This is a genomic window from uncultured Endozoicomonas sp. (genome assembly GCF_947495845.1).
In the GTDB taxonomy this organism is placed as follows: domain Bacteria; phylum Pseudomonadota; class Gammaproteobacteria; order Pseudomonadales; family Endozoicomonadaceae; genus Endozoicomonas.
Map to the genome: position 1 here is coordinate 23,586 of NZ_CANMAO010000001.1, position 26,076 is coordinate 49,661.

Below are 26,076 nucleotides of genomic sequence, written 5' to 3' on the forward strand. Positions count from 1 at the left end.
TGGAAATGCGGATGCGCACAGTAGAAATTAGTGTAGGCGCTTTTATGTTGGCAGGGATGTTGGCATTAGTGGCTATGGCTGTAAAAGTCAGTGGTCTGACGACAAGTGGCTCAGGTGAAACTTATGAGCTCACTGCTTATTTTGATAACACTGGCTCTCTGAAGCCCCGGGCTAAAATCTCCATGGCTGGCGTCACCATTGGTAAGATCAAGCGAGTAGAGCTGGATAAGGACTCTTATATGGCTAAAGTCGTAATGGGGATTGACAGTAAAGTTGATAATATACCAATCGACAGTACTGCAGCCATCGTGACCGCAGGCTTGCTGGGAGAGCAGTTTATCAGCATCAGCATCGGTGGTGATGATATTTATCTGCAGAATGGTGAGCGTTTTGAAGATACTCAGTCAGCGCTGATTCTGGAAGAGTTGATAGGCAAGTTTCTATTAGGCTCAGTGGGTAAGGATAACTAAGTGGAGTTCCCTGGTATGAAATGGATGAAGGTGAACATGAAGCCTTTTATGGCGCTCTTTATGGCAATGAATGCCGCGTTAGTGCTGTGGTCATCCAGCGCTGTAGCATCATTGGAATCTCCTCAGCAGGAAGTGGAGCGGATTACCACAGATTTGCTGGCAACCTTTGAGAAAAATATCGGCAATTACAAAAAGCAGGGTGATGCTGGTGTTGATCTGTTTATAGCAGAGGTGGATCGACAGCTGTCTCCAGTGGTTGCGTTTGACTCCATTGCTAAAGGCGTGATGGGTAAATATTCACGACGAGTGTCTGCTGAGCAACTTGATCAGTTCACCAAGGTCTTTAAATCAAGTCTAATTAATTTCTATGGCAAAGCGCTGTTAAAGCTCGATGATACACAGTTAACCATCGAAAATGTGAAAACGGTTCCGGAGTCAGTGCTTAAAGATTATGAAGCCGGCAAGGCACGTCTGATTCCGGTGGATATGTCAGTAAGAACGTCGACTACCTCTGTTGCTCTTTCCTACTCCATGGTTTACATGGATGACCGTTGGAAGCTGAGAAACATCATTGTCGATGGCATCAATATTGGTATTCAGTTCCGTAACCAGTTTGCTGACGCTATGAACAAACATGGTGATGTTCAGTATGTGATTGATAACTGGACTAAAATCATGGAAGGCAACGCGGCTTCGGAAAAGAAATCATGACGCTGACCCGAGTTGAACCGGGCAAATTCCAACTGTCAGGTTCAATCACCTTTGATAATTCACCCAACATCGCTCTGGCCGGTGAGAAGGTTTTATTAAAAGACGATCTGAATCGGTGGGAAATTGATCTGGCCGGTGTCGTGAAAGCTGACAGCTCCGCGCTGTCAGTCATGCTGGCCTGGGCTCGGCTGGCCAAAAAACATAAGAAAGACCTTTGTTTTGCTAATATTCCCGACAAGCTTGATGCACTTTCTATAGTGTGTGGTCTCCACGATGTGATTAATAGCGTGACATGCGCTGCAAAATAGGCGCTCAGTCTATTCATGACGCTCTCAGTCAAGTATCATTCCACGGTTTGATTAAGTACCCAACCATATGAAATCATATTTTCTGACTCATTGGTTAGCCACTCTGCCGCGTTACATCTTCGATCACATAGCTAAGGCTATGCTCACTGCGATGTGCCTTGCAAAGTAACTACCCACTAAGCCAGAAATCTTCGATTTCATATGATCGGATACTTAAACCACTTTATATTTAGGTAATTGTTCAAATGACATAGGCATTTGAACAATTACTTTTTACCTGAATGAAATTCCCTGAGAGGTTGGACGATGCAAGCCGAAGAGGTCAAGGCGCTGCTGGAAAAAGAGATTGCGGGTGCAGAAGTATTGGTTGAGGGCGAAGGCTGTGATTTTCGTCTGACCGTAATCAGCGACCAGTTTGAAGCCATGAGACCAGTAAAGCGGCAGCAGCTGATCTACTCTCATCTGAATCCTTTCATTACCAGTGGTGCCATTCATGCAGTGTCAATGGTCGCTCTAACCACTGCAGAGCGTGCCAGACAACTGGATAGCCAGCACTAAGTGAGAAACCATGGATAAACTGATCATCACCGGAGGCGAGCGTCTTGATGGCGAAATTCGCGTGTCCGGTGCTAAAAACTCTGCACTCCCTATTCTTGCAGCAACATTGTTGGCTGATGAGCCGGTAACGGTTTGTAACCTGCCTCACCTCCATGACATCACCACCATGTGTGAGTTGTTTGGCACCATGGGTGTTGAACTACTGGTCAACGAGAAAATGAACGTTGAGGTGCATGCCAGCACCATTAAACAACTGAAAGCACCCTATGAGCTGGTGAAAACCATGCGTGCGTCCATTCTGGTGCTTGGACCGCTGCTGGCTAAATTTGGTGCGGCGGAAGTCTCTCTGCCAGGTGGCTGTGCTATTGGCAGTCGTCCGGTTGACCTGCACATTCGTGGTCTGGAAGCCATGGGTGCGGATATTGTTGTCGAAGATGGGTACATCAAGGCAAAAGTTAAAAATCGCCTGAAAGGTGCTCACATCTTTATGGATACTGTCACTGTGACAGGTACCGAAAACATCCTGATGGCAGCAACCCTGGCAGATGGTGAAACCATTATCGAAAACGCTGCTCGTGAGCCTGAAGTGGTGGATTTGGCAGAATGCCTGATCACCATGGGTGCCAAGATCGAAGGTCATGGTACGGATGTTATCCGCGTACAGGGCGTTGAGCGCCTGAATGGCTGCACCTATTCTGTAGTGCCAGATCGTATTGAAGCCGGTACTTATCTGATTGCCGCTGCTGCTACTGGCGGTCGTGTTCGCTTGCGAGACGCCCAGCCGGACATTCTGGACGCTATTTTGCTGAAGCTCCGCGAAGCCGGTGCCTCCGTTGAGTGGGGTGATGACTGGATTGAGCTGGATATGAAAGGAAAGCGCCCCAAAGCGATTAACCTGACAACAGCACCTTATCCTGCCATGCCGACGGATATTCAGGCTCAGTTTACCGCGCTGAACATTATCGCTGAAGGTACTGGCCGAATTACGGAAACCGTATTCGAAAATCGCTTTATGCACGTTCAGGAACTGACACGTATGGGCGCGGATGTGGACGTAGAAGGTAACACCGTGATCGTAAAAGGTGTTGAGAAGCTCAATGCTGCACCGGTCATGGCGACTGATCTTCGTGCCTCTGCAAGCCTCGTGATTGCTGGCCTCGTTGCTGAGGGCGATACGGTGATAGAGCGAATCTATCATATTGACCGTGGTTATGAGTGCATTGAAGAAAAGCTGCAACAGCTGGGTGCCAAAATCCGTCGCGTTCCTGCCTGATTATCCTGCCTTACCGCCCCTGTCTGTTCTTTTGGTCAGATAGGGGAACTTTTCTGATGATTACCATTCTAATAAAAATGCCGTCGGATTATTTTTGTTTTTAGGGCGCTGTTTATCCGTGAATCAATGTATGCTCCCATGGATAAGTCCATCAGATAGTTAATCATGCTAACCGCCTGATCACTAAACTCAGAGGCACTTTCCTTTTAAAATCGGATGTTTGCAGAGGTGAGTAAGTGCCATTCAATCCTATTAATACTATAAAACTCTGGTGGAATGGGGGCGCAAGTAATCAGCCAGATAACTCTGTACCTGCAGGAAATAACACTTCTCAGAATAGTGGCGCATCATCAAGCGCTGATCATCTATCACGTAATGTTCAAGCTGTCTCTCCTGCACCGGACGCTCAGATTGACTTAGTCAGTCAATCCCAGTCCTCTGAACCGCAAACTTCGAATCAAAGTTCGAGTCTTAAAGAAAAAGCCATAAGCTTGCTAAAAACACCTCTTAAATATTTACCTTCAGTAGAAAAGATGGTTGCAAAGCCATTTGATTATTTAGCTCCTGCTGAAACAAAGCGCATATTAGGATCAGTCGCTGAAAAAATTGTAGAGCAAATCCTTGAAGAGTTTACGAACCTTCGGAATTTAACCGAGGTAACTGTAAATGATCCGCAAGATCAGATTAGCGATGACTATGAATTAAATTTATTGCGCAGAAAAACTCTAGATATTTTCAATGATATTTTAATCGAGGCATTGCAAAATCCAGTTCGTTATATTGTCAATCGACTGAATAGTCGTGATGATCTGACGGAAAATCAAAGTCAAATTGTTGTTGATACCGCTATTGCCATCGCATATCAGAAATTAACTCCTGTTATTCTGGATGCTGCAGAGTCGGGCCTGAAGAATGTTGAAAATAAAGAGACCCTTAAGGAGGTTATTGAATCCAGTCTTGCGGAATTTCTGGGTATTGCATGGAAGAAAAAAGAAGGCTCATCTGTCGATCCATTAGAATATGCTGTAAGTGAACTAATACAGAAAAAAACAGCAGAGATTAGTGATGCCGTTAGTGAAAAGATATCAGGCATTGGGCAGTTGCTTTATCACAGTTTACCTTTGTATCTGGATAAGTCAGTTTTCAGCACTGCGATTATGGATATTTTGGAAAGATCAGTTAAAGATGCAGTGACTGTTATTACAAATGACCAAAACACAGGCATCCAATCTGGTATTGATAGTGCGAAATGTATATCTGTAGATGAACCGGTTATTGACTCTCTGGTCAGTTTATTTCGACAAGAACTCCAAACGTCGTTTTTAAAAAAATATCAAAACCGTCATGCTCTTTTTAGTTTTGAATTGGCTGATGGAAGAATGGAGGCAGCGGTTAGAAATTATATTGATTTATTGTTAGAAAATGTCAGAAGTGATTATAAAAGTGAAGAACGCGACTCTCGCTCTCAAAGGTCTGTTTCGGGTCTTGTTGATTATTTTTCTTCCTTTAGCCTCATCAAGCAAAAACTTGCAACCGCTATTATTTCATTACCTGAGAAAGAGGAATGGGTGCAAGAGAATGTTTCTAAAGGGCTTGATGTATTGGAGCCAGTAGCAAAACGTGCCATTACCACTGGCGCTCAGGAAATACAAAAGGCGCACCTATGGCGCGAAGCTGAAGCTCCTTCAAATGAAGCTCCTTCAAATGAAGCTCATTCAAATGAACTAACTGCTGAAATGAAGAGTACTGTCGCTGATGGTATTGCTTTAGCAGCTTTACCTTTTTTTCAATCGATGCATAAGAATAAAAAGCAAGTTGAGCAAACCGTAGCATCGAATGTCGAGACAGTTATTGATGAATCGATTAAGACTGGCATTCAATATGTTGATCAAACAGGAAAGTCATCAAAAAGTAATAAATTAAGTAAAGAAGCCAAACAGTTCTCTGGCGTTATGGCACCTATTTGGAAGAAGGTATTGCTGCATAAAGTTCACGAGGCAATAGAGTCTGGTTTTCAGTGGCTGGATGAAGGATTTAAAACCGGTGAGCTGAAAGAGAAAATAAGATCGGCCTTAACAGGAGAAGCTGGTAAGGATGGCAACGAGAGAATACTAAGCCCTGATGACCGTCAGAAAGGAACTGGTGTTTCAACATTGTCCGCTGGTTCTCTCAAATCAGCTGCTTACACAAAGCTTGAAGAGATAACGACTGGTTCCGCAAAAGATGCTGCTGATCGTTTGAGTCGTGCTCTTCAAGCGAGTGACCCGTTGTCGAACAAAACCATCACCAATGGTATTGATCAGATTGTTCAGGGAATGGTGAACCCATCGCTATCGAAGGCTGAAGATCAGCTTGACCGAATCAAGAAAGAGAAAGTCATCAACCCGCTTGCTGATGTCGTTAAAGCAGAGTTGTGGAGTGTCTATCAGAAGGGAGTAAATAGTTTTACTCAGTGGGCACAGCAAGAAAATAATGCACGTCAGCTGATCAGCAACCTGAGACAGGCTTTTCGGCCTCTGGCAAAAGCACAGATCAGTTTGATGCTGACTGAGTATATAGATGGGTACAACCCTGCGGATGCTGATTGGTCCAAGGTTGATGATTATCTGGAGGGTGTTCTGGATAGTTGTATGGACTCACTGCTGCAAATGGGACTCAATAGTGCGATCCAATGGATGGGAGACTTCCCTGACGAAGATGAATATGAGTTAGAAGGTATTAAGGAATTATTTACGGAAAATGCTGACTCAGAGACTGATGTCGAGGAAAAGAAAGCTTATAACACCGAGCGCTTGATAAAAGGAGAACTTGGAAAGTTAGTTGATCAATCAAAACAGCAGTTGTTAGAAGCCGTTGAGCAACGGCTGGAAATATTAAAAGCCACTGCCGAAGACTGTGAAGAAAATGATCAAGGATTTAATCGCTTTGCAGGCAGGTTGCAATCACAAACAGCTAAGTCAGAAGACAAATTACAGATAAAAAATGCGACAGCAGAAATGGCTGCAAATAGTCAGCAAGCTGAGCAAGCGGTACAAGAGACAGCCGCTACAGAAGCTACAGCAACTCATGATGAGCCTTACCAATACAGACAAGCAGACCTTGTTGCTTTAGGCAAAAGTGCTGCTGCGTCGGTAAATGATGTACTGGATGCTTTTAAAGCCAGCAGAGCAACAATTCAGAACGTACTGGAATCATCCTTGAAAGTGGTTACGTCAGAAGCGATGACCACGGTTGCTCAATGGGTTGATAGTCAGGTGGGGAACAAGAATGGTAAGGATGCAAAGCGTATTGAAAAAAGTTTTGAGCGTCATCTTTCACCTCTACTGGTACATCAATTTGCAGGCATCCTTCTGGATCAAACTGCTGGGTTTGTAGAAGAGCAACTGAGTCCTGAAGGTCTTGTCAGAAAAACCATAGCGGGGCTGGGTGATAAAAAGGATGCAATAGAGAAAGATCAGCAGCCACCCTTGACACTGGAGGCATATCTTCAAAAGCAATTAAAGCCGGTGCTTAATGAGAAAGTCGATATAGGCTTAGCGGGCTTTGCTGCAGATAAAGCCAATGAATTCAGTCATCTCAAACTCGATAATCAATTTTTATCTCACCCTCTGGTAGCCAATGCTATTGAAACGGTCATTTTGGATGCCTTGAGTAAAGAGTGTGAGAAGGGGGCAACATTATTAAATCGAATAGCCCCCGATATGGATGATAAATGGTTTAAAGGCCTCCAGATTCCTGTGCATAAAGCTGTAGTTAACGAATTGAAAAAGGCACTAAAAGAGTCGGTGAAATGGCTTAATCAGCAGGAGAACAGAACTCGTTTGGTTGCCAGAATGGAACCTGCTCTGCGACCAATAGTGACTGATTTTATTGCCCATAAATTGTTGATGGGTGCGACCGGTCAGCCCCCTAGAGCCGTAGATATTGCAAGAATTTCTCCATTCATCAGTGATAATGTTCATAAGGTGTTTGGTGAGGCTGTAGACATTCAATTGAATAGCCTGGTTCAATGGGCAGATGATGTTGATTCCAGAAGTAGTGAGGCACAGGAATGCATTGAAAGGTTGGTCGTAGCATCTGAGCATGAGTTATTGACTGTGACCAGAGATCGCCTGAAGACATTGCAATCGTCTGCGGACCTGCAGAACAGGCATGTTCACAAGCAGGAAGCATTAAGACAGCTTCAAAGTGTGGCTGACCTGCACAAGAAAAATTATCTGGAAGCAAAACAAAAGCCTCGCCCTATTTTCAGCGTTGCTGGTGACCGGCATGATGTTGAGGCAAACAAAAGGTTACAGGAGCTCAAACAGCTTGCTGATTTATCAGAGCAATTGTATTTAAACGGAAATAGAGAATTTAAAGCCTTTCAGAAAGATTCGGGAATAGCCCCTCAAGAGAGGGCGGGTGTTCAGGGATTAGCAGATCGTCTGAAAGCAGAATCCGAGAAGGCGAAACAGGCTTCAGAAAAAGCGCCAGCAGCTCAGAATGAAAATAATTACATCTTCAGCAAGTATAAGAGTGAGCTGATTCAGCAATTTGCCAACGGTGTGACAAAGCTGACTCGTAAAGTCGCCAGACTTATTGCGAAAAATAAGCCTGCAGTCGTTCCTGCTGTTAAACGGCATGCGCAGACTATTGCGAACAGGTTGGTGAGTGTTGCTGTATTCAAAGGTGTTGAGAAAACAGCAGGCCCTGAGGATGCTAACCGTAAAAAAGTAACGGAAGCCATTAGATTACATGTCGAAAATAATGTGTCCCAGCATCTGGATACGTTAATAAATGAGAATACGGATAGCCTGGTTGCCTACCTATCGAGCAAAGAAGGTCTGACAGAAATTCGAGGCGAAATCGTCAATGGCCTCACCCCTGATGAAAATGAGGATGGCAAAAAAGATAAAGGCTTCAATGTTGAGAAATTAGGAAGAAACCTCTCGACATCGATTAACGGTGTGATACAGAAAAGCTTTGCCAGCGTGGACAGTAAGATTGGTGCACTTGCTGGAGACAACCCGGCTTTACCTATCCCACTGTTGCAGCAGTTTGCAAAAAATGCCATGGATCATATATGTGCCAAGGGCGGAAGTTGGATTGGTAAACATCAGGATGAAATCTGGGATGAAGTGGTCCCCGGCATTAAAGAACAAATGAAAAATACGCTGAGGCTGGCTCAGACAGAAGCGCTCGACATTGCACTGGATTGGCAAAAGAACGATGAAAATGTGAAGCAGCTGATCAACCCTCTGGTGAGCAGCCTTGAAAAGACGGTTACTAAGTTGGTGACGAAGTTGGTGACCAGTGCGGCTGCTGCAGAGATTGCTGAAAAGATTGGTGGCGATGTTGAGTCTGTTCGTCTTGGTATTAAACCGATGGTTAAGCCTCTGGTTAAACCGTTGATGAAGGAAGTCAGCCATCAGGTTGTCCAATCGCTCTCTGACTGGAGTAAACAGAATCGTGAAGCAATGGTAGCCGAGCTATCTTCTCATGGGGATCAAATGATTGATGCTGCAGCACCGGTCATTCATGAGGAAATCAGAAACGTGGCACTGTTGAATGCTGCTCGAAAAGTCGATCAGATGGATGTAAGCGAGCTTGCGGAAAAGGTTGCTCAAGCCATTCCTGAGACGTTTGATCTTGAAAAGATGACAGAAGGTGTCGTCTCTATTGGTAAAAAGACTTGTATCCCGAAAGAGCTGCCAAAAGTCCTGTGTTTTTTAATTCAGAAAGTCGAATTGTATAAGGCGCTGGGTGGAAAGGCTGAAGAAGGCATGTATGTTGATCGCCTGATAATTAATGGAGACAGCTTTGAAAACATCAAGGCAAAGCTGAAGGTTATGGCTGATGGCTCTATCCGGGTGGATAAGCTGAGCTTTGAAATGCCAAACCAGCCTACTCCGGATGATAGTCTGGAGATCAGTGCCAGTGATGTATCACTGGATTACCAATTACCGGAAAACAGTAAACTCAGAAAGGCCGCTATACTGGCTGCTGCTGGTTCTTTAACCACAGAAAACTTGGCTTCTACGTTGTTTAAAGAGTTATTTCCAAACAAGGCTCATATAACAGCTGGAAAGATTAAAGGTGGCTTTAAGGATTATTGGACTTACGATCAATCAACAGCCGCCATTAATTTTGACATTTCTGATGTTGAAGCAGATTTCAATGTTCAAAAACATTACCCAGCCGGGTATATGGATATGAATATCCACGCTCCAAGGGAAGTGAATCTGGACTTATCCAGTGATGGTATTGTCAAGTTGGTTCAGGGGGCGCTTAAACTGGATAATGAAAGAAATGGTCATGCAGATATCAGCTTTATTTTTGACCCGACCAGGCAAAGTAAATTAATCCACTGGCTGGTGGGTGATGTCCGAGTAAAAGCACGTTTTATCGTGAAGAATGGTGTGGGATATCTCGATAGTACGGATAACCTGAAAATTGACTGTGACCGGCCATTCTTCCAGCCGCTGTGCCACGCTATGATAAAAAATACGATTAAGGCCTGTGACCCCGGAGTTTTCAGGCTAAGAGAAGGGCATGTGCTTAAGCTGAAGGCAAAATTGTTTAATGAAAAACGCGGCAACAAAGTGCTAAATTTTTTTGCGAAAGCAGCAAACTTCTTCTTCTCGTTTTTCATTTCTACCATCAAAATCAAAATACCGTTTACGGGTTTCTCAAGATTGGAGCCAGGGGAAGAGGGGCTGCTTGGTAAATTCAACTTCCTGATATTCGTTGACAGTATTTTCCCATGGCCGGTATCGATTCATAAACAAAGTAACGAGGGCGCGTTACAGGGAATCAGTAAGACTGATGATAAACAGGATGTCAGTGAAGCTGAGAGACTGAAGCGTATTGAGAGCTGGAAGCAAACCGTGTTTATGGATATGAGGCAAGGGCATGTACCATCGGCTAACCGGTCACTACGCCTTGTCTCTGAGCAAGTCATTTATACCATGCTGCAAGATGCCCGTATTGAAGGAAAATCCTCTCAAAGAGTGAGTGCCCTGAAAATATTGGCCTTATTAGCGACTGCTGAACCTGAAAAAGCGGTGTCAGTGCTTCAGAAGATTGGGCGTGATACCGGGGATTCTAATGGCATTATTGACTTTATAAAGGCAAGAATCACTGAGCCTGAGAAGGGTGAGCCTTATGAGCAGGCTATGATTCTGCCTTTATTGGAAGAGCAGGAGAAGTTAGGGACGTTATTGCAGTACTATGAAAATAGCCAGAACAGTCCTGATGGTTGTATTTATAAAGGCATTGAGCAGGTTGCTATCAAGAAGAAGTTCGTCAGTCAGGTTGGCAATATTGCAGCTAAACAGCTTCAGAAACATGGTGGTTTAATTAATGAAGTTCTTCCTCCGGATCTGATTGCTCTAATGGACCCCGCGTTTGAATTTAAGGATAAGTTTTTATCTTCTGTTGCTGTTCCTATAAGGCAGCTTTCAGCTGATGATGGCTATGCTTCTGAAAAGGGATCGATTGCAAGCGATGTTTCAGATGTTGGCAATCTCTCTGATCTCGGAGGAGATTCCGATGATGATAGTGAAGGAGGTTACTCATCAGAGTCTGACGTATCAGATGAAGGGGCTGAAGGTCCATCCAGTGACTTATTTTCTGCTGATGGTGTATCGTCCTTATTCTCGGCAGATAATGATACTGAAAATGAGTTACCCCAACAGGCTCAACTGAGAGCCTGATTTCAGAAGGAGCTGTTATTATAAGTGCGGCGCAACAAAGTCTGGTTGTATCCCGGTTTCAGTAATTAACTGCTCGATATTTTGACCTGAGTACACTCCACATTGAAGCAGTAAAGTCTTAAAGCCCATTGCATTTCCACCCAAAATGTCTGTGTACAGCGTATCGCCAACCATCAATACTCTTGATGGGGCAGAGATACCATGGCTTTTGAATACATCTGAGAAAATAGCCTGATCAGGTTTTCCAAAGAGTACTGGCTTGGCAACTTGATGGGTCCGCTCAACAAAATCCATTAAAAAGTAGCCCGGCGTGGCCAGAACTTTGTCTCCGTAGGGAGCGCCAATATCGGGGTTGCCCACCAGTAATTCGAACTGACGACCTTTTGCAGAGTTCACCAGACCTTCCTGCATCTCACTGGTCCAGCCGGTACCCGTTATAAACAGCAATGTATCAACATTGTCTGGGATATGACCCATCAGATGGTTTAAGCGAGCGCTGTCTTTTAGTAGTGCATCAGATGGGTGCTCCATCGGCGCTATAACGCCCACATTACTGGAGACAGGGTTCTTTTGCAGAAACGCTTCAGTAATATCCAGACTGGTCAGCACCTCATTGCTGGTAAAGTCAAAGCCACGACTTTTGTATTTTTCTGCAGCAGTGCTTTTATTGGTCATGGTGTCGTTTGAAACAATACAGAACGGAATATTACGTGCACGCAGTAATTGAATGGCTTCAGGTGCGCCTTCAATCGGTGTATTTCCACGGCAAAGTACGCCGTAAGAGTCTAAAAGAATCAGGTCGAAAAAATTTGTGATATCTGCCAGACCGGCAATGAATTTTGCTGGTGTTGCAGGTTTTTTGATCGCTGGATACCAGTCAAGATGCCTGGAGTAATAAGAATTCAGTAGGTCTGGCTCAAGAACGATCATTGTATTTGCCTGAAGCTAAGTCATTTGAATATAGGTCTTCGCTGGCGCGGATTATATCAAACCCTGTATTGGTTACGATAAGAACTGGTAAAAAGAGAAATGAGATCTTAAGTACCCAACCATACGAAACCATATTTTCTGGCTCAGTGGTCAGCCACTCTGCAGCGTTACATCTACGACCACATAGCTACGGCTATGCTCACTTCGATGCGCCTTGCATAGTAACTACCCACTGAGCCAGAAATATTCGATTTCATATGATCGGGTACTTAGAGGCGAGAAGGCGGTATTAAGAGAGGTGGGTCTAAGTGAAATCCTCCACCATCGGTGGAGGATAGATATTATTAGTTAGTCAGTGCAGTCTTGGTACCGTCTGAGTGCCACTCATAAACCACAAAACTGAAGTCTTTCAGGTCGCCTTTGCCATCAAAGCCAAGTTCACCAGTAGGTGTCTTGAAGTTGTTGGCGCGCAGGGTAGCGGCTACTTTTTCCGGGTCTTCGCTGGAAGCCAGAGTCATGCCATCAGCCATAACCTGTACTGCAGAGTAAGCCGGGAATACGAAAGGACCGGTTGGGTCTTCTTCTTTGGCTTTGAATGCTTCAACCAAACGAGCGTTGGCAGGGTCCTGATCGAAACTCTTTGGCAGAGTGACCAGCAGGCCTTCAGAGGCTTCACCGGCGATGGCGGAAATGTCTTTGTTACCCACACCTTCTGGGCCCATGAATTTCACATCAAGGCCTTTTTCAGCACTTTGACGCAGAATCAGGCCGAGCTCTGGGTGATAACCACCGTAGTAAACAAAGTCCACACCTTCTTTTTTCAGCTTGGCAATCAGGGCAGAGAAGTCTTTATCGCCAGCGGTTACGCCTTCGTACAGAGCTACGTCGATACCGGCAGCGGTTACGCCGTCACGAACACTGGAAGCCAGACCTTCACCATACTGTTGCTTGTCATGGATGATGGCCATCTTGGTGGGTTTGATGGCGTTGGTGATATAGCCAGCAGCGGTTGGTCCCTGCATGCTGTCCAGACCGATGGTTCTGAATATCAGTTGATAACCGCGGGTGGTGATATCCGGGCTGGTAGAGGCAGCAGTGATCATCAGAACGCCTTCATCTTCGTAGATGTCGGACGCTGGCTGAGTGGAAGATGAGCACAGGTGGCCTACCACAAAACGGATATCGTCATTAACGATTTTGTTGGCCACGGCAACGGCCTGCTTTGGGTCACAAGCGTCATCATAGACAACCGCTTCAAGACTCTTGCCATTGATACCGCCAGCTTTGTTGATTTGCTCAATAGCCATTTTAGCGCCGACGAATTGCATATCGCCATACTGAGCTACCGGACCGGTAACCGGGCCTGCCAGGGCAATTTTGATGGTGTCAGCAGCGGATGCGATTGACGCACTGCTCAGGGCAATAGCAGCAGTCAAGACAGCCACGCTCTTATTAAAGGTCTTATTGAATGGTTTCAGCATGTCAGTCACTCGTTATTGTTGTTATTCGGGTCTGTTGATGTGCCGTTGAGAGTCTTGGTCACTCAGCAAGACATCAACAAATCCAAGCCCTAGTCATATTAAAGATTTTTTACAGCCATTCCAGTGATATGAAATGTTTTTTGAAGAAAAATAGAGAAAACACAAGGTTATTAATGTTGATTGGTTGCTCAGTACGCAGCAAAGATAGCTTTGATGAAGGGGAAACCAGAAAGGAGTGTTGAAAGTTGCAATAAAATCAATGGGTTGCTTGGGTTGTGTGAAATGTCTACTAAAGGATAAGGTTTGAGTGGCTTCAGTTCTCTATAGTTATTAGTACGTTTAAGAAAATTGGGGAATCGATATGCCGACGGAAAAGAAGAATTCATCACTGCAAAAGGCCGCTTGTCTCGCGTTAGCCATCACTCTTGATGTGGTCGCTCTGAGCTTTATATTCAGTGGTTCCTGAGTCAGAGCAAACCATGTTCTAACTCAGGTGACCTCATCCTGTCATTTTGTTCTGATCGTTTTAACTCCCTCAGAAGTACCAATCAGCAGCACATCAGCAGGTCTGCCAGCAAATAGACCATTCGTGACGACACCGACAATGCTATTCAACTGACGCTCCAGCTCTACCGGGTTAAGAATCTTCATATTCCACACATCCAGAATCACGTTGCCATTATCGGTGATAACACCTTCACGATACGCTGGGTCACCACCCAACTTAACAATTTCACGTCCAACGTGACTACGCGCCATCGGAATCACTTCAACAGGCAGCGGAAATTCACCCAGCACGCCGACGGCCTTACTTTCATCCGCGATGCAAATAAATTCCTGAGCAACAGCGGCGATAATCTTCTCTCGAGTCAGGGCAGCGCCACCGCCCTTAATCAGGTGCAGATGTTCATTGGCTTCGTCGGCACCATCGATATAAAACCGCAGGTCGGCAATGGAATTGAGGTCATAAACCGGAATGCCGTGGGATTTCAGCTGTTCAGTGGATGCTTCGGAACTGGATACACAGCCATCAAACTCATCTTTGTATTCTGCCAGGGCATCGATAAAAAAACGGGCGGTTGAGCCGGTGCCAATGCCGATCACCATGTCCTTCTCAAGATGGGGCAGAATATATTGGAGCGCAGCGTCGGCGGTGGCTTTTTTCAACTGATCCTGATTCATGGTGATTCCTGTTGACTGGGGCTGTTGGTCAGGCGGTAAAAATACCGCGTTATATTACATCATTTCAGAGCGTATGGGATGTGCCATCCTCAGCCGCTTTCCTGTAAACTACTGTGACTGCCTGAAACCAATAAAGCTAACCGACATCATCAGCAGGACAGCATGCCAAACAGTTATATTCGTAAAATACTGGAAGCCAGGGTCTACGATGTTGCCATCGAAACACCGGTCCATGAGGCTCGCTTCCTGAGTCAGCGCTTGAAGAACAAGGTTCTCCTGAAGCGGGAAGACCTTCAGCCTGTATTCTCTTTTAAAATACGTGGAGCCTATAACAAACTGGCTCAACTGACGGATGCTGAAAAACAAAAAGGCATTATTGCCGCTTCTGCAGGCAACCATGCCCAGGGCGTTGCACTGGCCGCCAGAGAGATGGGTATTAAATCCACCATCGTGATGCCAGTTACCACACCGGAAATCAAAGTAAAATCCGTTCGTGCTTACGGTGCGGATGTTATTTTGTTTGGTGATGCCTTCGATCAGGCATTAAAGCACGCCTTTGAGCTGGTGGATCAGTTCGGCTACACCTTTATTCACCCCTATGATGATATCGATACCATCGCCGGTCAGGGCACGATCGGTATGGAAATTCTGCGTCAGCACACCGGTCCTCTGAATGCTATTTTTATCCCCGTGGGTGGCGGTGGCTTGGCGGCAGGTGTCAGTGCTTATATCAAATACCTGCGCCCTGATATCAAAATCATCGGTGTCGAGTTTGAAGAATCCGCCTGCTTAAAGGCGGCTATGGAAGCAGGAGAACGTGTCATTCTGGAACACGTGGGCATCTTTGCTGATGGTGTTGCCGTTGCACAGATCGGCGAAGAAACATTTCGTATCTGCCAGAGCTGTGTTGATGAGGTGATCACGGTTGATGCGGACGAAATCTGTGCGGCCATCAAGGATATTTTTGATGATACCCGTTCTGTCTGCGAACCGGCTGGTGCGTTAGGCATTGCCGGCATGAAAAAGTACGTAGCCCGGGAGAAGGCAGAAGGTCAGACGCTGTTGGCGATCGCCAGCGGTGCTAACATCAATTTCGACCGACTGCGTTATGTCTCCGAACGAACAGAGCTGGGTGAAAAGCGGGAAGCAATTATTGCGGTGACCATTCCTGAAGAACCGGGCAGTTTTCGGAAATTCTGCGAACTATTAGGCCGTCGCAGCATCACTGAGTTCAATTATCGTTACCACGATCATACCAAAGCCAAAATTTTTGTGGGCGTTCAGGTGGATCCGGATCAAATGCCGGCCAACCAGTTGATCGAAGAACTGAGACAACATGGCTATCCGGTGACCGATTTAACCGATAATGAAATGGCCAAGCTTCATGTGCGTCATATGGTGGGTGGTCACAGTAAAGTCGTTGAAAATGAGCAGCTCTACCGCTTTGAGTTTCCGGAACGCCCGGGGGCATTGATGAACTTCCTGAGCAAGCTTGGCAAACGCTGGAATATCACACTGTTTCATTACCGAAATCATGGTGCAGCTTATGGCCGGGTGGCCGTTGGTCTTGATGTGCCAGAGGACGAACGTCACCAGATTCCGGAATACCTTGATGCCATTGGCTACCAGTATTGGTGCGAAAACGATAACGAGGCCTACAAGGCATTTTTGGGCGACTGAGGTTTAATACACCTTCGCTTTGGCAAAAAAAATCCAGAATAATCCGAGAGAAGTATGTCTAACCAGATCACCATCGCGCTCTCCAAGGGGCGCATTTTGAAAGAAACGCTGCCTCTGTTGCAGGCGGCTGGCATTGAGCCTGCGGAAGATCCAAATAAAAGCCGCAAGCTGATCATAGGCACAACCCATCCGGATGTGAGCCTGCTGATTGTCCGTGCCAGTGATGTGCCTACCTATGTGGAATATGGCGCCGCCGATATGGGCGTAGCCGGTAAAGATGTGCTGATGGAACACGGCTCTTCTGAACTGTACGAACCCCTCGATCTGAAGATTGCCCAGTGCAAACTAATGACTGCAGGAAAGGTGGGTGTTCCCGAGTCTACTGGCCGTTTAAAAGTTGCCACCAAGTTTGTCAACGTTGCCAAACAATATTACGCCTCCCAGGGAACTCAGGCGGACATCATCAAGCTCTACGGTTCCATGGAGTTGGCGCCGCTGGTGGGTCTGGCAGATATTATTATCGACGTTGTGGACACTGGTAACACGCTCCGTGCCAATGGTCTTGAGCCGCGGGATCTGATTGCTGATATCAGTTCCCGGCTGGTGGTGAACCGCGCCTCCATGAAAGTGAAGCACAAGCTAATCGGGAAAATTCTGGAACAACTGACCAAGGCTGTGGAGGAAAGGCAGGAATGACGTCTGATGTAGCAAACCCTGTTCGATTGGACTTCAATAGCTCGGGTTTCTCGTCCCAGCTTGATCAGCTGCTGGCATGGGAGTCGGTATCAAACGACGATGTTCAGGTACGCGTAAAAGCCATTATCGAGCAGGTTCGTCAAACCGGCGATCAGGCGGTGATTGACTACACCTGTCGTTTTGATCGACGTCATGTCGGCGCGATGGATGAACTTATTCTGAACGCTGATCGCCTACAAAAAGCCCTTGATGCGATTTCGGCTGAAGAACGGTCTGCTCTTGAAACCGCTGCAAGCCGAATCAGAGATTACCACGAGCACCAGCAACAAAAATCCTGGAACTATCAAGAAGCGGACGGCACATTGCTGGGTCAGCAAGTGACGCCGATGGATCGTGTTGGTCTCTATGTGCCTGGCGGGCGGGCGGCGTATCCTTCATCGGTTCTAATGAATGCCATTCCGGCCGCGGTGGCGGGAGTGCCAGAAGTGGTCATGGTCGTGCCTGCTCCAGAAGGTGAGTTGAACGAACTGGTTCTTGCTGCGGCTGCCGTAGCCGGAGTGGATAAAGTCTTTACCATTGGTGGCGCACAAGCGATTGCCGCATTGGCTTATGGTACAGAAACCATTCCCCGTGTGGATAAAATTGTTGGTCCGGGCAATATCTACGTGGCTACTGCTAAACGGGAAGTGTTTGGTCAAGTTGGCATCGATATGATTGCTGGCCCATCAGAAATTCTTGTCGTGTGCGATGGCAAAACCAATCCAGACTGGATTGCCATGGATTTGTTCTCTCAAGCTGAACACGATGAAGATGCCCAAGCCATTTTGATCTCACCAGATGCGAATTTTCTGGATGCCGTTCAGGAAAGCATCAACCGTTTGCTGCCAACAATGGAGCGCAAAGAAATCATTGCGACTTCACTAAAAGAGCGTGGCGCATTAATTGCCGTGCCAGATATGAACGCTGCCATTGAATTAGTGAACCGCGTTGCACCAGAACATCTCGAACTTTCTGTAGAAAACCCTGAACAGTGGTTACCAGAAATTCGTCACGCCGGTGCTATCTTCATGGGGCGCTATACCGCAGAAGTGCTTGGTGACTATTGCGCAGGCCCTAATCATGTTTTACCCACATCAGGCACAGCAAGGTTTTCTTCTCCACTTGGTGTTTATGACTTTCAGAAACGTTCTTCTGTGATTCAGTTTTCTGCAGATGGTGCATCGAAGATGGGGAAAGTTGCTTCAGTGCTGGCAAGAGGGGAGTCGTTAACCGCCCATGCCCGCTCCGCAGAGTATCGTATTCTGGATACCTGATGAATAACAAACTGTAGGAAGGCAGTTGCATTTTATACGCAGGAACGTTTGTCTGAACCCTCCTGCGTATAAACGATTGTAGTCGGTAGCTTAATGATCAGAGGTAGATTTTGATTCTTTCGAACCCTTCTTCTCTTCTACCATTTGCTTCAGCGAGCTTATGTTCTCTTCTCTATTGCTGCCAAACTGGTCATGAGCTTCGGAACTGATGTAGTAATGCGGATGCGCCGTAATCCCCTGCTCACTGGGAACTGGTTGATGGGGGAGTTTTGCATCTGTATCAATGACTACCTGTGAATTTTTATCGTCCTTCTGACTCACAGGGCCAGTAATGACTGTAGCATTCAGCTTTTCAAATAATTTCTGACAGTTGCTGCTGAGGATTTCCTGTTTTTCAGAATAATGACCATGTGGAGGTGAAAGGAAAGACTGAATAACCGCGATATTTTGTTTTGAACCCGGCTCTTCGTCACCCCAGGAGAATCCAGCCAGACATGGCTTAGTAACGGCTCTTTCCCCCGTTTTCCTGTTCGGGAATCCTTCAATCCCCGGGCATTCGTCAATAACGCGTGCAATCTCGTCCTCTGCATCGGGAGCTGGTTTGTTAAATCCATGCTCTTCCATGTGGGAGGGAATATTTACGAATGCCGTATGAGTGAAGCTGATCTTATCATCCAGCTCACCCAAAGACTCGCATCGAGAACCATTTTGAACAGCCCGATGGAATTCCAGTTCACCAAGGTCACTGTCATTTTTAGCCGTTTCTATAAGTGTCTCGAGTTCTTTTTTTGAAGTTCTGCTCAACACCATGGTATCCACTTTGGTGTTTTCCTGATCTCTAAGGTACTGAACTAAGGCGAGCTGTAGGTTGGCAGTTGTTTTTGGTGCATCCTTAGCCTCTTCTGCAAGGAAATTAGCCTTTTCTTTAAAGTTTTGTGGGAAATCACAGGCTTTATGATCACAGCTTCTTTGTACATCCTTTAATGTGAAGTTCGCATCACTGGCTGTGCCGTCCTCTTTGAATAAGGGGCTTTGTGATAGTTTATTAAAAGAATCAGCAGTGACTTCTTTATCGCTATTGAAGAAAGGGCCTTGTCTTGCATGGTGTACTAATGGTTGATCACCATCACCAATCATTTCATGCAAAAGTTCTCTTGAAACTGCATTCTTCTCATTGTTAAGTAAGTGACCAAAATCTTCGTAGTTTCCAGCGCCGGATGATGATAGCAGTGTTAGATGAGCAGATTTGTCCTCTGAATCAAGGGTAGATAGTTCGAATGTTTGGGCAGTCATTGAATAAAACAGAATTGGATCCAGATCGCCTCCATGCTTAATGCATTTTCCCGGGGCAGGGTTAACCAGAACTTCTGCGCTTTTTGTTTCCCTGTTGTAAACTGCTTCAGCGCTGAACGAGTTAATCAGCCTGACATTAATTCCAGTTTTTTCACTGTCTCCATATAGGCTCGGAACATCCGTTTTGACTCGAGTAGGCAATGGCATTATCTCTGAATCCCTAGCTTCTCTTACCGTAACTCCAAAATAAGTTTGTCCTTCGGGTGTAGGAGCTGCTAGTTCTTGAGATAAGACAGCTGGAGACTGACGTACATTCGAAGCTGAAACGACTCCGGGCATAGACATAATGATATTTCCTCTATTGTATTTTGTTCAATTTATTGAAATAGACTTGGAGTTTGGGCTACAGAATCCTTATACCCCTCTCTGCGGTTCAATCGCTGGCATGCACTTACCCTGAGTTTTCATGAGAACTTGCACAGCCAGCAGAAAGAACATTAATGCATGATTCCAACTCAACTCAGGTTAATAATTTAGTTCATATTTGAAATCATGCTGTAACAAGGCTGGAGTTTCTTGGTAGACAAGTGATTCCCTGCCAATAGACAGGGATATTTGAGAAAGAGAGTTGGGGATAACGTATCGCTTACAGCAGGCTTTTTGCCATTAATAGTGCACCATGCATAGCATCACCTTTTGGTAAGGTTGCCAGTGGTGAAACATCTTCTGGCAACCAGGGCAGAACAAATTCACTCAGTCCACCCACTAGTGCACATTTATTGGCACCGCGTTGATGAAGTACCCGAATCATCATGGCAGCATCGTTCGCGCTTTCCTGAATAAGCTGCTCTGCCAGTTTATCCCCATAACCCAGATGTTCTACGATCAGGGGACCATATGAGCCATAATCCCGTGGCAAGGCGCTGTCCTGCCAGGCAACGGCATTCTCTGGAGTATTATCAAACGTAGCCATAATAGCTTTACTAAGTGGCGTACTTTCTTTCATGCCTTCATGGGCAAGCAGTGAATATCGAATAGCCGCTAAGCCAAGGCTGGCACCACTTCCATGATCTGAAACAGGAAAACCCCAGCCGCCAAGAGTTCTCATTTCACCATTGAGAAAGCTTGCACCACATGAGCCTGTACCAAGAATCAGTATGGCACCATCTTTACCTTCAAATGCCCCCATGCAAGCCGCATAAGCATCAGTTTCCAGAAAAACTCCGGCAAACGGGAAGCCCCAGCCCAGAACCATATCCCGCTCTTTCTGCTGGTTTACGCCCGCCAGACCCAGTCCGGCATACATACGATCAAAGTCGTTTTCTTTAAGCCTTGCATTGTCCATGGCTGCACGGGTTGCTTGCATGATCGCGTTGCAAGCAGAATCCAGACCCGTTCTTGGGTTTGCACTTCCGGCAAAGCCCTCACCAAGGGTGGCGCCATTGATATCTGAAATACGGGCACGACAGGATGTACCACCGCCGTCTACACCCAATAGCAATACATCTTCTTTTCTAATGTTCGTCATAGATGACATTCTATCTCAGTCGTTCAGGCAGCTGTAATCGGAGATGGTAACACCGATGTTGTTTAGCTTCTGTGGTAGATTCGGGGTAGTCAGAATAGCAAGCTCACGGGTTCTTGCACTGGCATAGCGACTGGTTTTCAGAAGTGGTTCATCAACCAGGGCTGGATGAGTCATCAGCTCTAACACCTGAACCCTACCCAGATAATGTTTTACGATATCAAGCAGACTCTCGGTAGTCAGGTTATCGCCGTAGAATTTATCAGAAAAGCCAAGGCTCTTATTTTTGTATTGAGTCAGTTCATTAATAGGACGCAGGGGAACCTGATATTCATCAGACAGTTTTTGGGCAACCGGCGCAACCAGCGGATGACGATGACAATGGTGGTGTCCATCCATATGGCTGAGTTCAATGCCGAGTTTCAGGAAGTGTTCGACCTGGGCCCGCAGCTCTTTTTCGATTTCCTGAGTGCTCATGGTTTTGTTTTCCCAGAACATTGTCTGGTTCTGTAGCTGGCCGGTTGAATCAATCAGTGAATAAACATCTTCGGCCATGGCCTGACCTGTTGTCAGGCGCAAGTGAATACCGACTTTCAGCTCCGGATTCTGTCGAGATAGTTCGGCTGCATGCAGTTCCGCAGGCATACCGGCCATCAATGTTGTAGAGCGTACAATGCCTTGTTGAAAGGCTTCAATAATGCCGAGATTGACACCACGGGTGAGGCCGAAATCATCGGCGTTGACGATTAGCTTCATGGTTTAGGCTTCCAGCTCTGCTGCTCCTGTGGTAGGCAGGAGCAGAGAGAGTATTGATAGGAAAAAAGAGTTACTTATTGGCAAATTGTGGCAGGTAATCCCGGTTCTCGGCGATGATGTCGTCAAGAATCTTCTGGCCTGTTGCCAGATCAGGAACCAGTGGGTTGAGGGCCATCGCCATCAGTGCCTTGTCGTAATCGCCATAAACGGCTGCATCAATAGCCAGCGTTTCGTACGCCTTCACCTGCTGGAGCAAGCCGTTCAGATGCGTAGGCATGGAGCCAAACGAAATAGCATGAGCACCATCAGCATCTACCATGGCATTGATTTCAACAACCGCATCATCAGGCAGACCGTTGATTGCACCATTGTTGCGGGTATTAACGACATTGATCGCTTTTTTGTTATTCCAGATGGAATCCACCAGATCGAGAGATACTTCTGAATAATAGGCGCCACCACGTTTTTCCAATTGCGTTGGCTTATGATCCAGGTTTGGATCGGCATACAGCGCAAACAATTCCTCTTCGGTTTTCATCACCTGCTCAGCCCGGGTGCCGCCAGATTTTGCCGCTTCCAGTTCATCCGCCAGCATGGCTTCTTTCAGATAGAAGTAACGATGGTAAGGGCAGGGCACGACACCGAGGGCTTTCAGGAACGCTTTGTCCCACGGTTCTTCTTTGATGTTGTTCATATTCAGACTTGCGCCGTCGCCTAATAGGCGCAGTACTTCCTGAGTTTTGTCTTCACCGGCTACAGACACTTTATGAACCCAGACCATGTGATTCAGGCCGGCAAAATCCATGGAGACTTCTTCGGGCTTAACACCCAGCATGCGTGCTATGGAGTAGTGCATATTGATAGGAACATTACAAAGCCCCATCACTTTGACATTGGTGTGTTTAATAACCGCTTCAGTCACCATGCCCGCTGGATTGGTGAAGTTAATCAGCCAGGCATCGGGCGCCACTTCTTCAATATCACGACAGATGTCGAGAATCACCGGAATAGTACGCAGGGCTTTGGCAAAACCGCCGGGGCCGGTGGTTTCCTGACCAATCACGTTGTATCTCAATGGAATGCGTTCATCCCGGGCGCGGGCAGCTAAACCACCAACACGAAATTGAGACATAACAAACTGAGCGCCTTTGATACCTTCACGGCGATCAAGGGTTGACCATACTTTGATATTAACGCCGGCCTTGTCCAGCATCCGTTTGGTAAAGTCTTCAATGATGCTCACTTTACGAGCACCGTCTTCTACATCCACGAGACAGATTTCTGTCACCGGAAGCTCACGGATTCTGCGGATAATGCCGTCAACCAGCTCGGGTGTGTAGCTACTGCCACCGCCAATAATCGTCAGCTTTAGATCTTTCATGTTGTATTCCCGAGAGTTCATTCCCCTATTTAAGGCGGCGAACGGACTCTCTTGTTCTTAATTCAGGTTTGAAAGTGGGCAGTGCAGGTAATGGCTGGCCTTTCATCAGGCCGGATAAAGCGGCGGATGCCTGCTCGGCCATCTCCTTGATCGGAAAATGCACTGTCGTCACTGAAGGGGTCAAAATGGTACAGACGCTAACACTGTCAAAGCTCACCAGAGAGATATCACCGGGCACAGTCATATTTCGTTCACGAAACAGATCAAAGGCACCGACTGCCATCTCTTCACTACAGGAATAGACGGCAGTGATATCCGGATGTTTTTCCAGAATATCCGCCATCGCCCGATAGCCACCTTCGCGGTCGTAGTCTGCTTCGGCGACCAGAGTTTCATCCACCTCAATGTGGTGTTCCCTAAGCGCCTGTTCATAGCCTTTGAAACGCAGGCGGGCGGTTAAACGCTCTCTGGGCCCTGCAAGGCAGGCGATTTTCCGGTGGCCGTGTTCGATCAGGTGATTGACGGCCAGCTGTCCTGCGGCTTCATGTTGAAAATCGATGCAGCGATCCTCAAGCCCTTCAACCATACGGTCCAGGATGACAAAAGGAGTTTCCTGTTGCGCCAGCTCTATTAGCTCTTCGTCGTATAAGTTGCGGGCATGAAGAATAAGACCGTCGCAGCGCATATCGGTGAGCCGTTGAATGGCGTGTACTTCACTTTCCCGGGAGCGCTTGCCCCGGCTGATCAGAAGAAATTTGCCCTGTTGATCCATCTCTTCCTGAACGATCGCCATCAGCTCGGAGAAAAAAGAGCCGCGATAGGAAGTGACAACCAGACCAACCGTGTTGGATGACGAGGTGGCTAAAGAACGCGCCAGCGGATTAGGCCGGTAATTCAGTTTCTTCATCGCATTGTGGACGCGGTCACGTGTTGCTGCTTTGATCTGGCCGGTCTCATTGAGTACACGGGATACCGTGGCTCTTGAGACCCCTGCCAGTTCTGCTACGTCCTTTATGCTCGCCATTATTTTCTCCTGATCACTTTCTGGTGCTGCGTTTTACTGCGCTGCTGAAAATGACCGTGTTCAGTCGTCTGATTAATTGTTTTGATCCAGTCGTTGATAGAGACGAACCATCTCTTCAACCATATCCTGTGCCAGCATTGAGGTCATCAGATGGTCCTGTGCATGAACCAGCAATAGAGAAACCGGTACTTTGCCTTCATTGCCATCCGCTGCAATCAGTGCTGTTTGCATTTTATGAGCCAGTCTGCCAGCTTCGCGGGAATCAGCAAGGGATTTTTCCGCTTTGTCGAATTCGCTGCAACGCGCCTGTGACAAGGCTTCCATCGCCAGACTTCTGGCTTCGCCGGATTTAACAATCAGTTCCATGATGACGTTATCTACGTTCATGGTCGTCTCCATAATCAGGTGGTGGTTTCCCGCTTACATAAGATAAGCGGGAAAGAAAAGGTCAGATATTATGCGGTAACCGGTTGGCCAGTTTTTTCAGCTTGGGTTGTGCCGGACAGGCTGGCGTTTTCCTGAGCCAGCAGTTGTTTTTCGTAAGCCTTGAAGAATGGCAGGTAAACCAGCACATCAAGCACCAGCAGGAAGGCTGTTAGGATAGAGGCTTTAAATGCCCAGCCAGCACCCCATGCCGCACCGATCAGAGCCGGAGCTGTCCAGGGCGTGACAGCAATCGCCTTATCAACGATTCCTGTGTTTACTGCGAAGTAAGCAATGATGGCGTTCATGACCGGAGCCAGTACAAAAGGTACGAACAGGGTTGGGTTCATGACAACAGGAGCACCAAACATAACCGGTTCGTTGATCTGGAATACGCCTGGCAGGAAGCTCATGCGGCCAACGCTGCGCAGATGAGTGGCTTTACTGAAACTCATCAGGAATACCAGAGCCAGTGTCGCACCGGCACCGCCGATAAAGATGTAGAAATCCCAGAATGGTTGAGTGAACAGGTTGGGTACGGTTTCGCCTGCCGCGTAGGCCGCCGCGTTTGCACCAATGTTTGCCAGGAAGATAGGCGACAAAATACCAACAACAATGTTGGCACCGTGAATACCGGCAAACCACAGCAGCTGGCTCAGCAGAATCGCACCCAGAATCGCAGGCAAACTGTTAGAGGCAGACACCAGTGGTTTAAAGACCGCCATCACCGCTTCAGGAATCTGCATGCCAAAGTTGGTCTGAACAAACAGGCTCAATGGATACAGGGTCAGGAAGATGGCCAGAACGGGAACCAGCAGGGCAAAAGACGCAGCAATCGCAGGCGGTACTTGTTCAGGCATACGAATCGTGATGTTGTACTTCTTCAGGATGCGCGTCAGCTCAACGGAGAAGTATGCTGCCAGAATAGCGGTAAAAATACCGGTGCCGGCAAAGTGGTTCAGTGGCAGCGCCCAGCCTTTTTCCGGTGCTGCAATCAGCAGGAACGACATGGCAGACAGCGCCGCAGCACCAATACCGTCCATCTTATAGGATTTAGCCAGTGAGTACGCGACACCCATGGTAATAAACAGGGACATAATGCCCATGCTCATGGTCCAGGGCATAACGATGGTTGGACGATGTGCGGCAACAAAATCCAGCCATGCACGACCAAAGGCGTTTGTTGTATCTGCAGCAAAAGGAGGGTTGGCAAAGATCAGAATGAAACTGCCCACAATAATGAAAGGCATTGCCACCAGAAAGCCATCGCGCAGCGCGGTAATGTGTCGTTGAGCACCCAGCTTACCGGCGATCGGCCCCAGCTTCTGCTCTACAAATTTTATGAGTTGGTCGTACAGTTTCATTGCTTATCCCC

General features: G+C 46.8%; 19 protein-coding genes. 9 read left to right on the plus strand and 10 right to left on the minus strand.

Annotated elements, in window-relative coordinates; genetic code table 11:
• Nucleotides 1-5: 5 nt before the first annotated feature.
• The 6 genes from mlaD to Q1B11_RS00155 all read left to right on the plus strand — a co-directional run bounded on the left by mlaD (nt 6) and on the right by Q1B11_RS00155 (nt 11,017).
• Nucleotides 6-470, plus strand: a complete 465-nt coding sequence (gene mlaD / locus Q1B11_RS00130; protein ID WP_067516956.1) for an outer membrane lipid asymmetry maintenance protein MlaD — start codon at nt 6-8, stop codon at nt 468-470.
• Between the two features lie 15 nt (nt 471-485).
• Nucleotides 486-1,181: an ABC transporter substrate-binding protein gene (locus Q1B11_RS00135; protein WP_299725456.1), complete on the plus strand. Its 696-nt coding sequence runs from the start codon at nt 486-488 to the stop codon at nt 1,179-1,181.
• Nucleotides 1,178-1,489 (plus strand): STAS domain-containing protein, encoded by a 312-nt coding sequence (locus Q1B11_RS00140; protein ID WP_067516960.1) that lies wholly within the window; start codon nt 1,178-1,180, stop codon nt 1,487-1,489. The genes Q1B11_RS00135 and Q1B11_RS00140 overlap by 4 nt, the downstream gene beginning before the upstream one ends.
• Nucleotides 1,490-1,795: 306 nt before the next feature.
• A complete protein-coding gene (locus Q1B11_RS00145; protein WP_067516962.1) occupies nt 1,796-2,047 on the plus strand; it encodes a BolA/IbaG family iron-sulfur metabolism protein in 252 nt (83 codons plus the stop codon).
• Between the two features lie 10 nt (nt 2,048-2,057).
• Nucleotides 2,058-3,320 carry a UDP-N-acetylglucosamine 1-carboxyvinyltransferase gene (murA, locus tag Q1B11_RS00150; RefSeq protein WP_299725466.1) on the plus strand — a complete coding sequence of 421 codons (1,263 nt, stop codon included), beginning with the start codon at nt 2,058-2,060 and terminating at the stop codon, nt 3,318-3,320.
• Between the two features lie 710 nt (nt 3,321-4,030).
• On the plus strand, nt 4,031-11,017 hold the full coding sequence (locus Q1B11_RS00155) for a hypothetical protein (RefSeq protein ID WP_299725469.1): 6,987 nt from the start codon (nt 4,031-4,033) through the stop codon (nt 11,015-11,017).
• Nucleotides 11,018-11,035: 18 nt separating this feature from the next.
• On the opposite strand, the gene Q1B11_RS00160 is transcribed toward Q1B11_RS00155, so the two are convergent.
• The 3 genes from Q1B11_RS00160 to rpiA all read right to left on the minus strand — a co-directional run bounded on the left by Q1B11_RS00160 (nt 11,036) and on the right by rpiA (nt 14,610).
• Nucleotides 11,036-11,947 carry an HAD-IIA family hydrolase gene (locus tag Q1B11_RS00160; RefSeq protein ID WP_299725472.1) on the minus strand — a complete coding sequence of 304 codons (912 nt, stop codon included), beginning with the start codon at nt 11,945-11,947 and terminating at the stop codon, nt 11,036-11,038.
• A gap of 344 nt (nt 11,948-12,291) precedes the next feature.
• Complete coding sequence (locus Q1B11_RS00165) at nt 12,292-13,428, minus strand: branched-chain amino acid ABC transporter substrate-binding protein (RefSeq protein ID WP_299725475.1); 1,137 nt, start codon at nt 13,426-13,428, stop codon at nt 12,292-12,294.
• 507 nt (nt 13,429-13,935) lie between these two features.
• The gene (rpiA, locus tag Q1B11_RS00170; protein ID WP_067516973.1) at nt 13,936-14,610 is read right to left on the minus strand and encodes a ribose-5-phosphate isomerase RpiA; all 675 of its coding nucleotides are present in this window, start codon (nt 14,608-14,610) and stop codon (nt 13,936-13,938) included.
• A gap of 117 nt (nt 14,611-14,727) precedes the next feature.
• Between rpiA and ilvA the strand changes: the two genes are divergently transcribed.
• Genes ilvA through hisD form a run of 3 tightly spaced genes read left to right on the plus strand, consistent with a single transcriptional unit; the run spans nt 14,728 to nt 18,299 of the window.
• On the plus strand, nt 14,728-16,290 hold the full coding sequence (ilvA, locus tag Q1B11_RS00175) for a threonine ammonia-lyase, biosynthetic (RefSeq protein ID WP_299726378.1): 1,563 nt from the start codon (nt 14,728-14,730) through the stop codon (nt 16,288-16,290).
• Nucleotides 16,291-16,344: 54 nt separating this feature from the next.
• On the plus strand, nt 16,345-16,986 hold the full coding sequence (hisG, locus tag Q1B11_RS00180; protein ID WP_067516977.1) for an ATP phosphoribosyltransferase: 642 nt from the start codon (nt 16,345-16,347) through the stop codon (nt 16,984-16,986).
• Nucleotides 16,983-18,299, plus strand: a complete 1,317-nt coding sequence (gene hisD, locus Q1B11_RS00185) for a histidinol dehydrogenase (RefSeq protein ID WP_299725492.1) — start codon at nt 16,983-16,985, stop codon at nt 18,297-18,299. Before hisG ends, hisD begins: the two co-directional genes overlap by 4 nt.
• 90 nt (nt 18,300-18,389) lie before the next feature.
• Here hisD and Q1B11_RS00190 read toward each other — a convergent pair whose 3' ends face one another.
• The 7 genes from Q1B11_RS00190 to Q1B11_RS00220 form a co-directional block, all read right to left on the minus strand.
• Complete coding sequence (locus Q1B11_RS00190; protein WP_299725495.1) at nt 18,390-19,937, minus strand: hypothetical protein; 1,548 nt, start codon at nt 19,935-19,937, stop codon at nt 18,390-18,392.
• Nucleotides 19,938-20,238: 301 nt separating this feature from the next.
• The gene (locus Q1B11_RS00195) at nt 20,239-21,120 is read right to left on the minus strand and encodes a BadF/BadG/BcrA/BcrD ATPase family protein (RefSeq protein ID WP_299725498.1); all 882 of its coding nucleotides are present in this window, start codon (nt 21,118-21,120) and stop codon (nt 20,239-20,241) included.
• A gap of 15 nt (nt 21,121-21,135) precedes the next feature.
• Nucleotides 21,136-21,873, minus strand: coding sequence for a chitin disaccharide deacetylase (gene chbG, locus Q1B11_RS00200; RefSeq protein WP_299725501.1), 738 nt, complete (start codon nt 21,871-21,873; stop codon nt 21,136-21,138).
• Nucleotides 21,874-21,943: 70 nt separating this feature from the next.
• Nucleotides 21,944-23,254, minus strand: coding sequence for a 6-phospho-beta-glucosidase (locus Q1B11_RS00205; protein WP_299725504.1), 1,311 nt, complete (start codon nt 23,252-23,254; stop codon nt 21,944-21,946).
• Nucleotides 23,255-23,279: 25 nt separating this feature from the next.
• Entirely contained in the window at nt 23,280-24,278 is a 999-nt protein-coding gene (locus Q1B11_RS00210; protein WP_299725507.1) for a LacI family DNA-binding transcriptional regulator, read from the minus strand.
• 72 nt (nt 24,279-24,350) lie between these two features.
• Nucleotides 24,351-24,665 (minus strand): PTS lactose/cellobiose transporter subunit IIA, encoded by a 315-nt coding sequence (locus Q1B11_RS00215; protein ID WP_095210295.1) that lies wholly within the window; start codon nt 24,663-24,665, stop codon nt 24,351-24,353.
• Between the two features lie 68 nt (nt 24,666-24,733).
• Entirely contained in the window at nt 24,734-26,065 is a 1,332-nt protein-coding gene (locus tag Q1B11_RS00220; protein WP_299725514.1) for a PTS sugar transporter subunit IIC, read from the minus strand.
• Nucleotides 26,066-26,076: the final 11 nt, after the last annotated feature.

Excerpts from the sequence above, each read along its gene's own strand:
- murA (WP_299725466.1), top strand. The coding sequence starts at position 2,058 with ATGGATAAACTGATCATCACCGGAGGCGAGCGTCTTGATGGCGAAATT.
- Q1B11_RS00160 (WP_299725472.1), bottom strand. The coding sequence starts at position 11,947 with ATGATCGTTCTTGAGCCAGACCTACTGAATTCTTATTACTCCAGGCAT.
- Q1B11_RS00220 (WP_299725514.1), bottom strand. The coding sequence starts at position 26,065 with ATGAAACTGTACGACCAACTCATAAAATTTGTAGAGCAGAAGCTGGGG.
- Q1B11_RS00165 (WP_299725475.1), bottom strand. The coding sequence starts at position 13,428 with ATGCTGAAACCATTCAATAAGACCTTTAATAAGAGCGTGGCTGTCTTG.
- Q1B11_RS00210 (WP_299725507.1), bottom strand. The coding sequence starts at position 24,278 with ATGGCGAGCATAAAGGACGTAGCAGAACTGGCAGGGGTCTCAAGAGCC.
- Q1B11_RS00135 (WP_299725456.1), top strand. The coding sequence starts at position 486 with ATGAAATGGATGAAGGTGAACATGAAGCCTTTTATGGCGCTCTTTATG.
- hisD (WP_299725492.1), top strand. The coding sequence starts at position 16,983 with ATGACGTCTGATGTAGCAAACCCTGTTCGATTGGACTTCAATAGCTCG.
- Q1B11_RS00195 (WP_299725498.1), bottom strand. The coding sequence starts at position 21,120 with ATGACGAACATTAGAAAAGAAGATGTATTGCTATTGGGTGTAGACGGC.
- Q1B11_RS00205 (WP_299725504.1), bottom strand. The coding sequence starts at position 23,254 with ATGAAAGATCTAAAGCTGACGATTATTGGCGGTGGCAGTAGCTACACA.
- Q1B11_RS00140 (WP_067516960.1), top strand. The coding sequence starts at position 1,178 with ATGACGCTGACCCGAGTTGAACCGGGCAAATTCCAACTGTCAGGTTCA.
- chbG (WP_299725501.1), bottom strand. The coding sequence starts at position 21,873 with ATGAAGCTAATCGTCAACGCCGATGATTTCGGCCTCACCCGTGGTGTC.
- Q1B11_RS00190 (WP_299725495.1), bottom strand. The coding sequence starts at position 19,937 with ATGTCTATGCCCGGAGTCGTTTCAGCTTCGAATGTACGTCAGTCTCCA.
- Q1B11_RS00145 (WP_067516962.1), top strand. The coding sequence starts at position 1,796 with ATGCAAGCCGAAGAGGTCAAGGCGCTGCTGGAAAAAGAGATTGCGGGT.
- hisG (WP_067516977.1), top strand. The coding sequence starts at position 16,345 with ATGTCTAACCAGATCACCATCGCGCTCTCCAAGGGGCGCATTTTGAAA.
- mlaD (WP_067516956.1), top strand. The coding sequence starts at position 6 with ATGCGGATGCGCACAGTAGAAATTAGTGTAGGCGCTTTTATGTTGGCA.
- rpiA (WP_067516973.1), bottom strand. The coding sequence starts at position 14,610 with ATGAATCAGGATCAGTTGAAAAAAGCCACCGCCGACGCTGCGCTCCAA.
- Q1B11_RS00215 (WP_095210295.1), bottom strand. The coding sequence starts at position 24,665 with ATGAACGTAGATAACGTCATCATGGAACTGATTGTTAAATCCGGCGAA.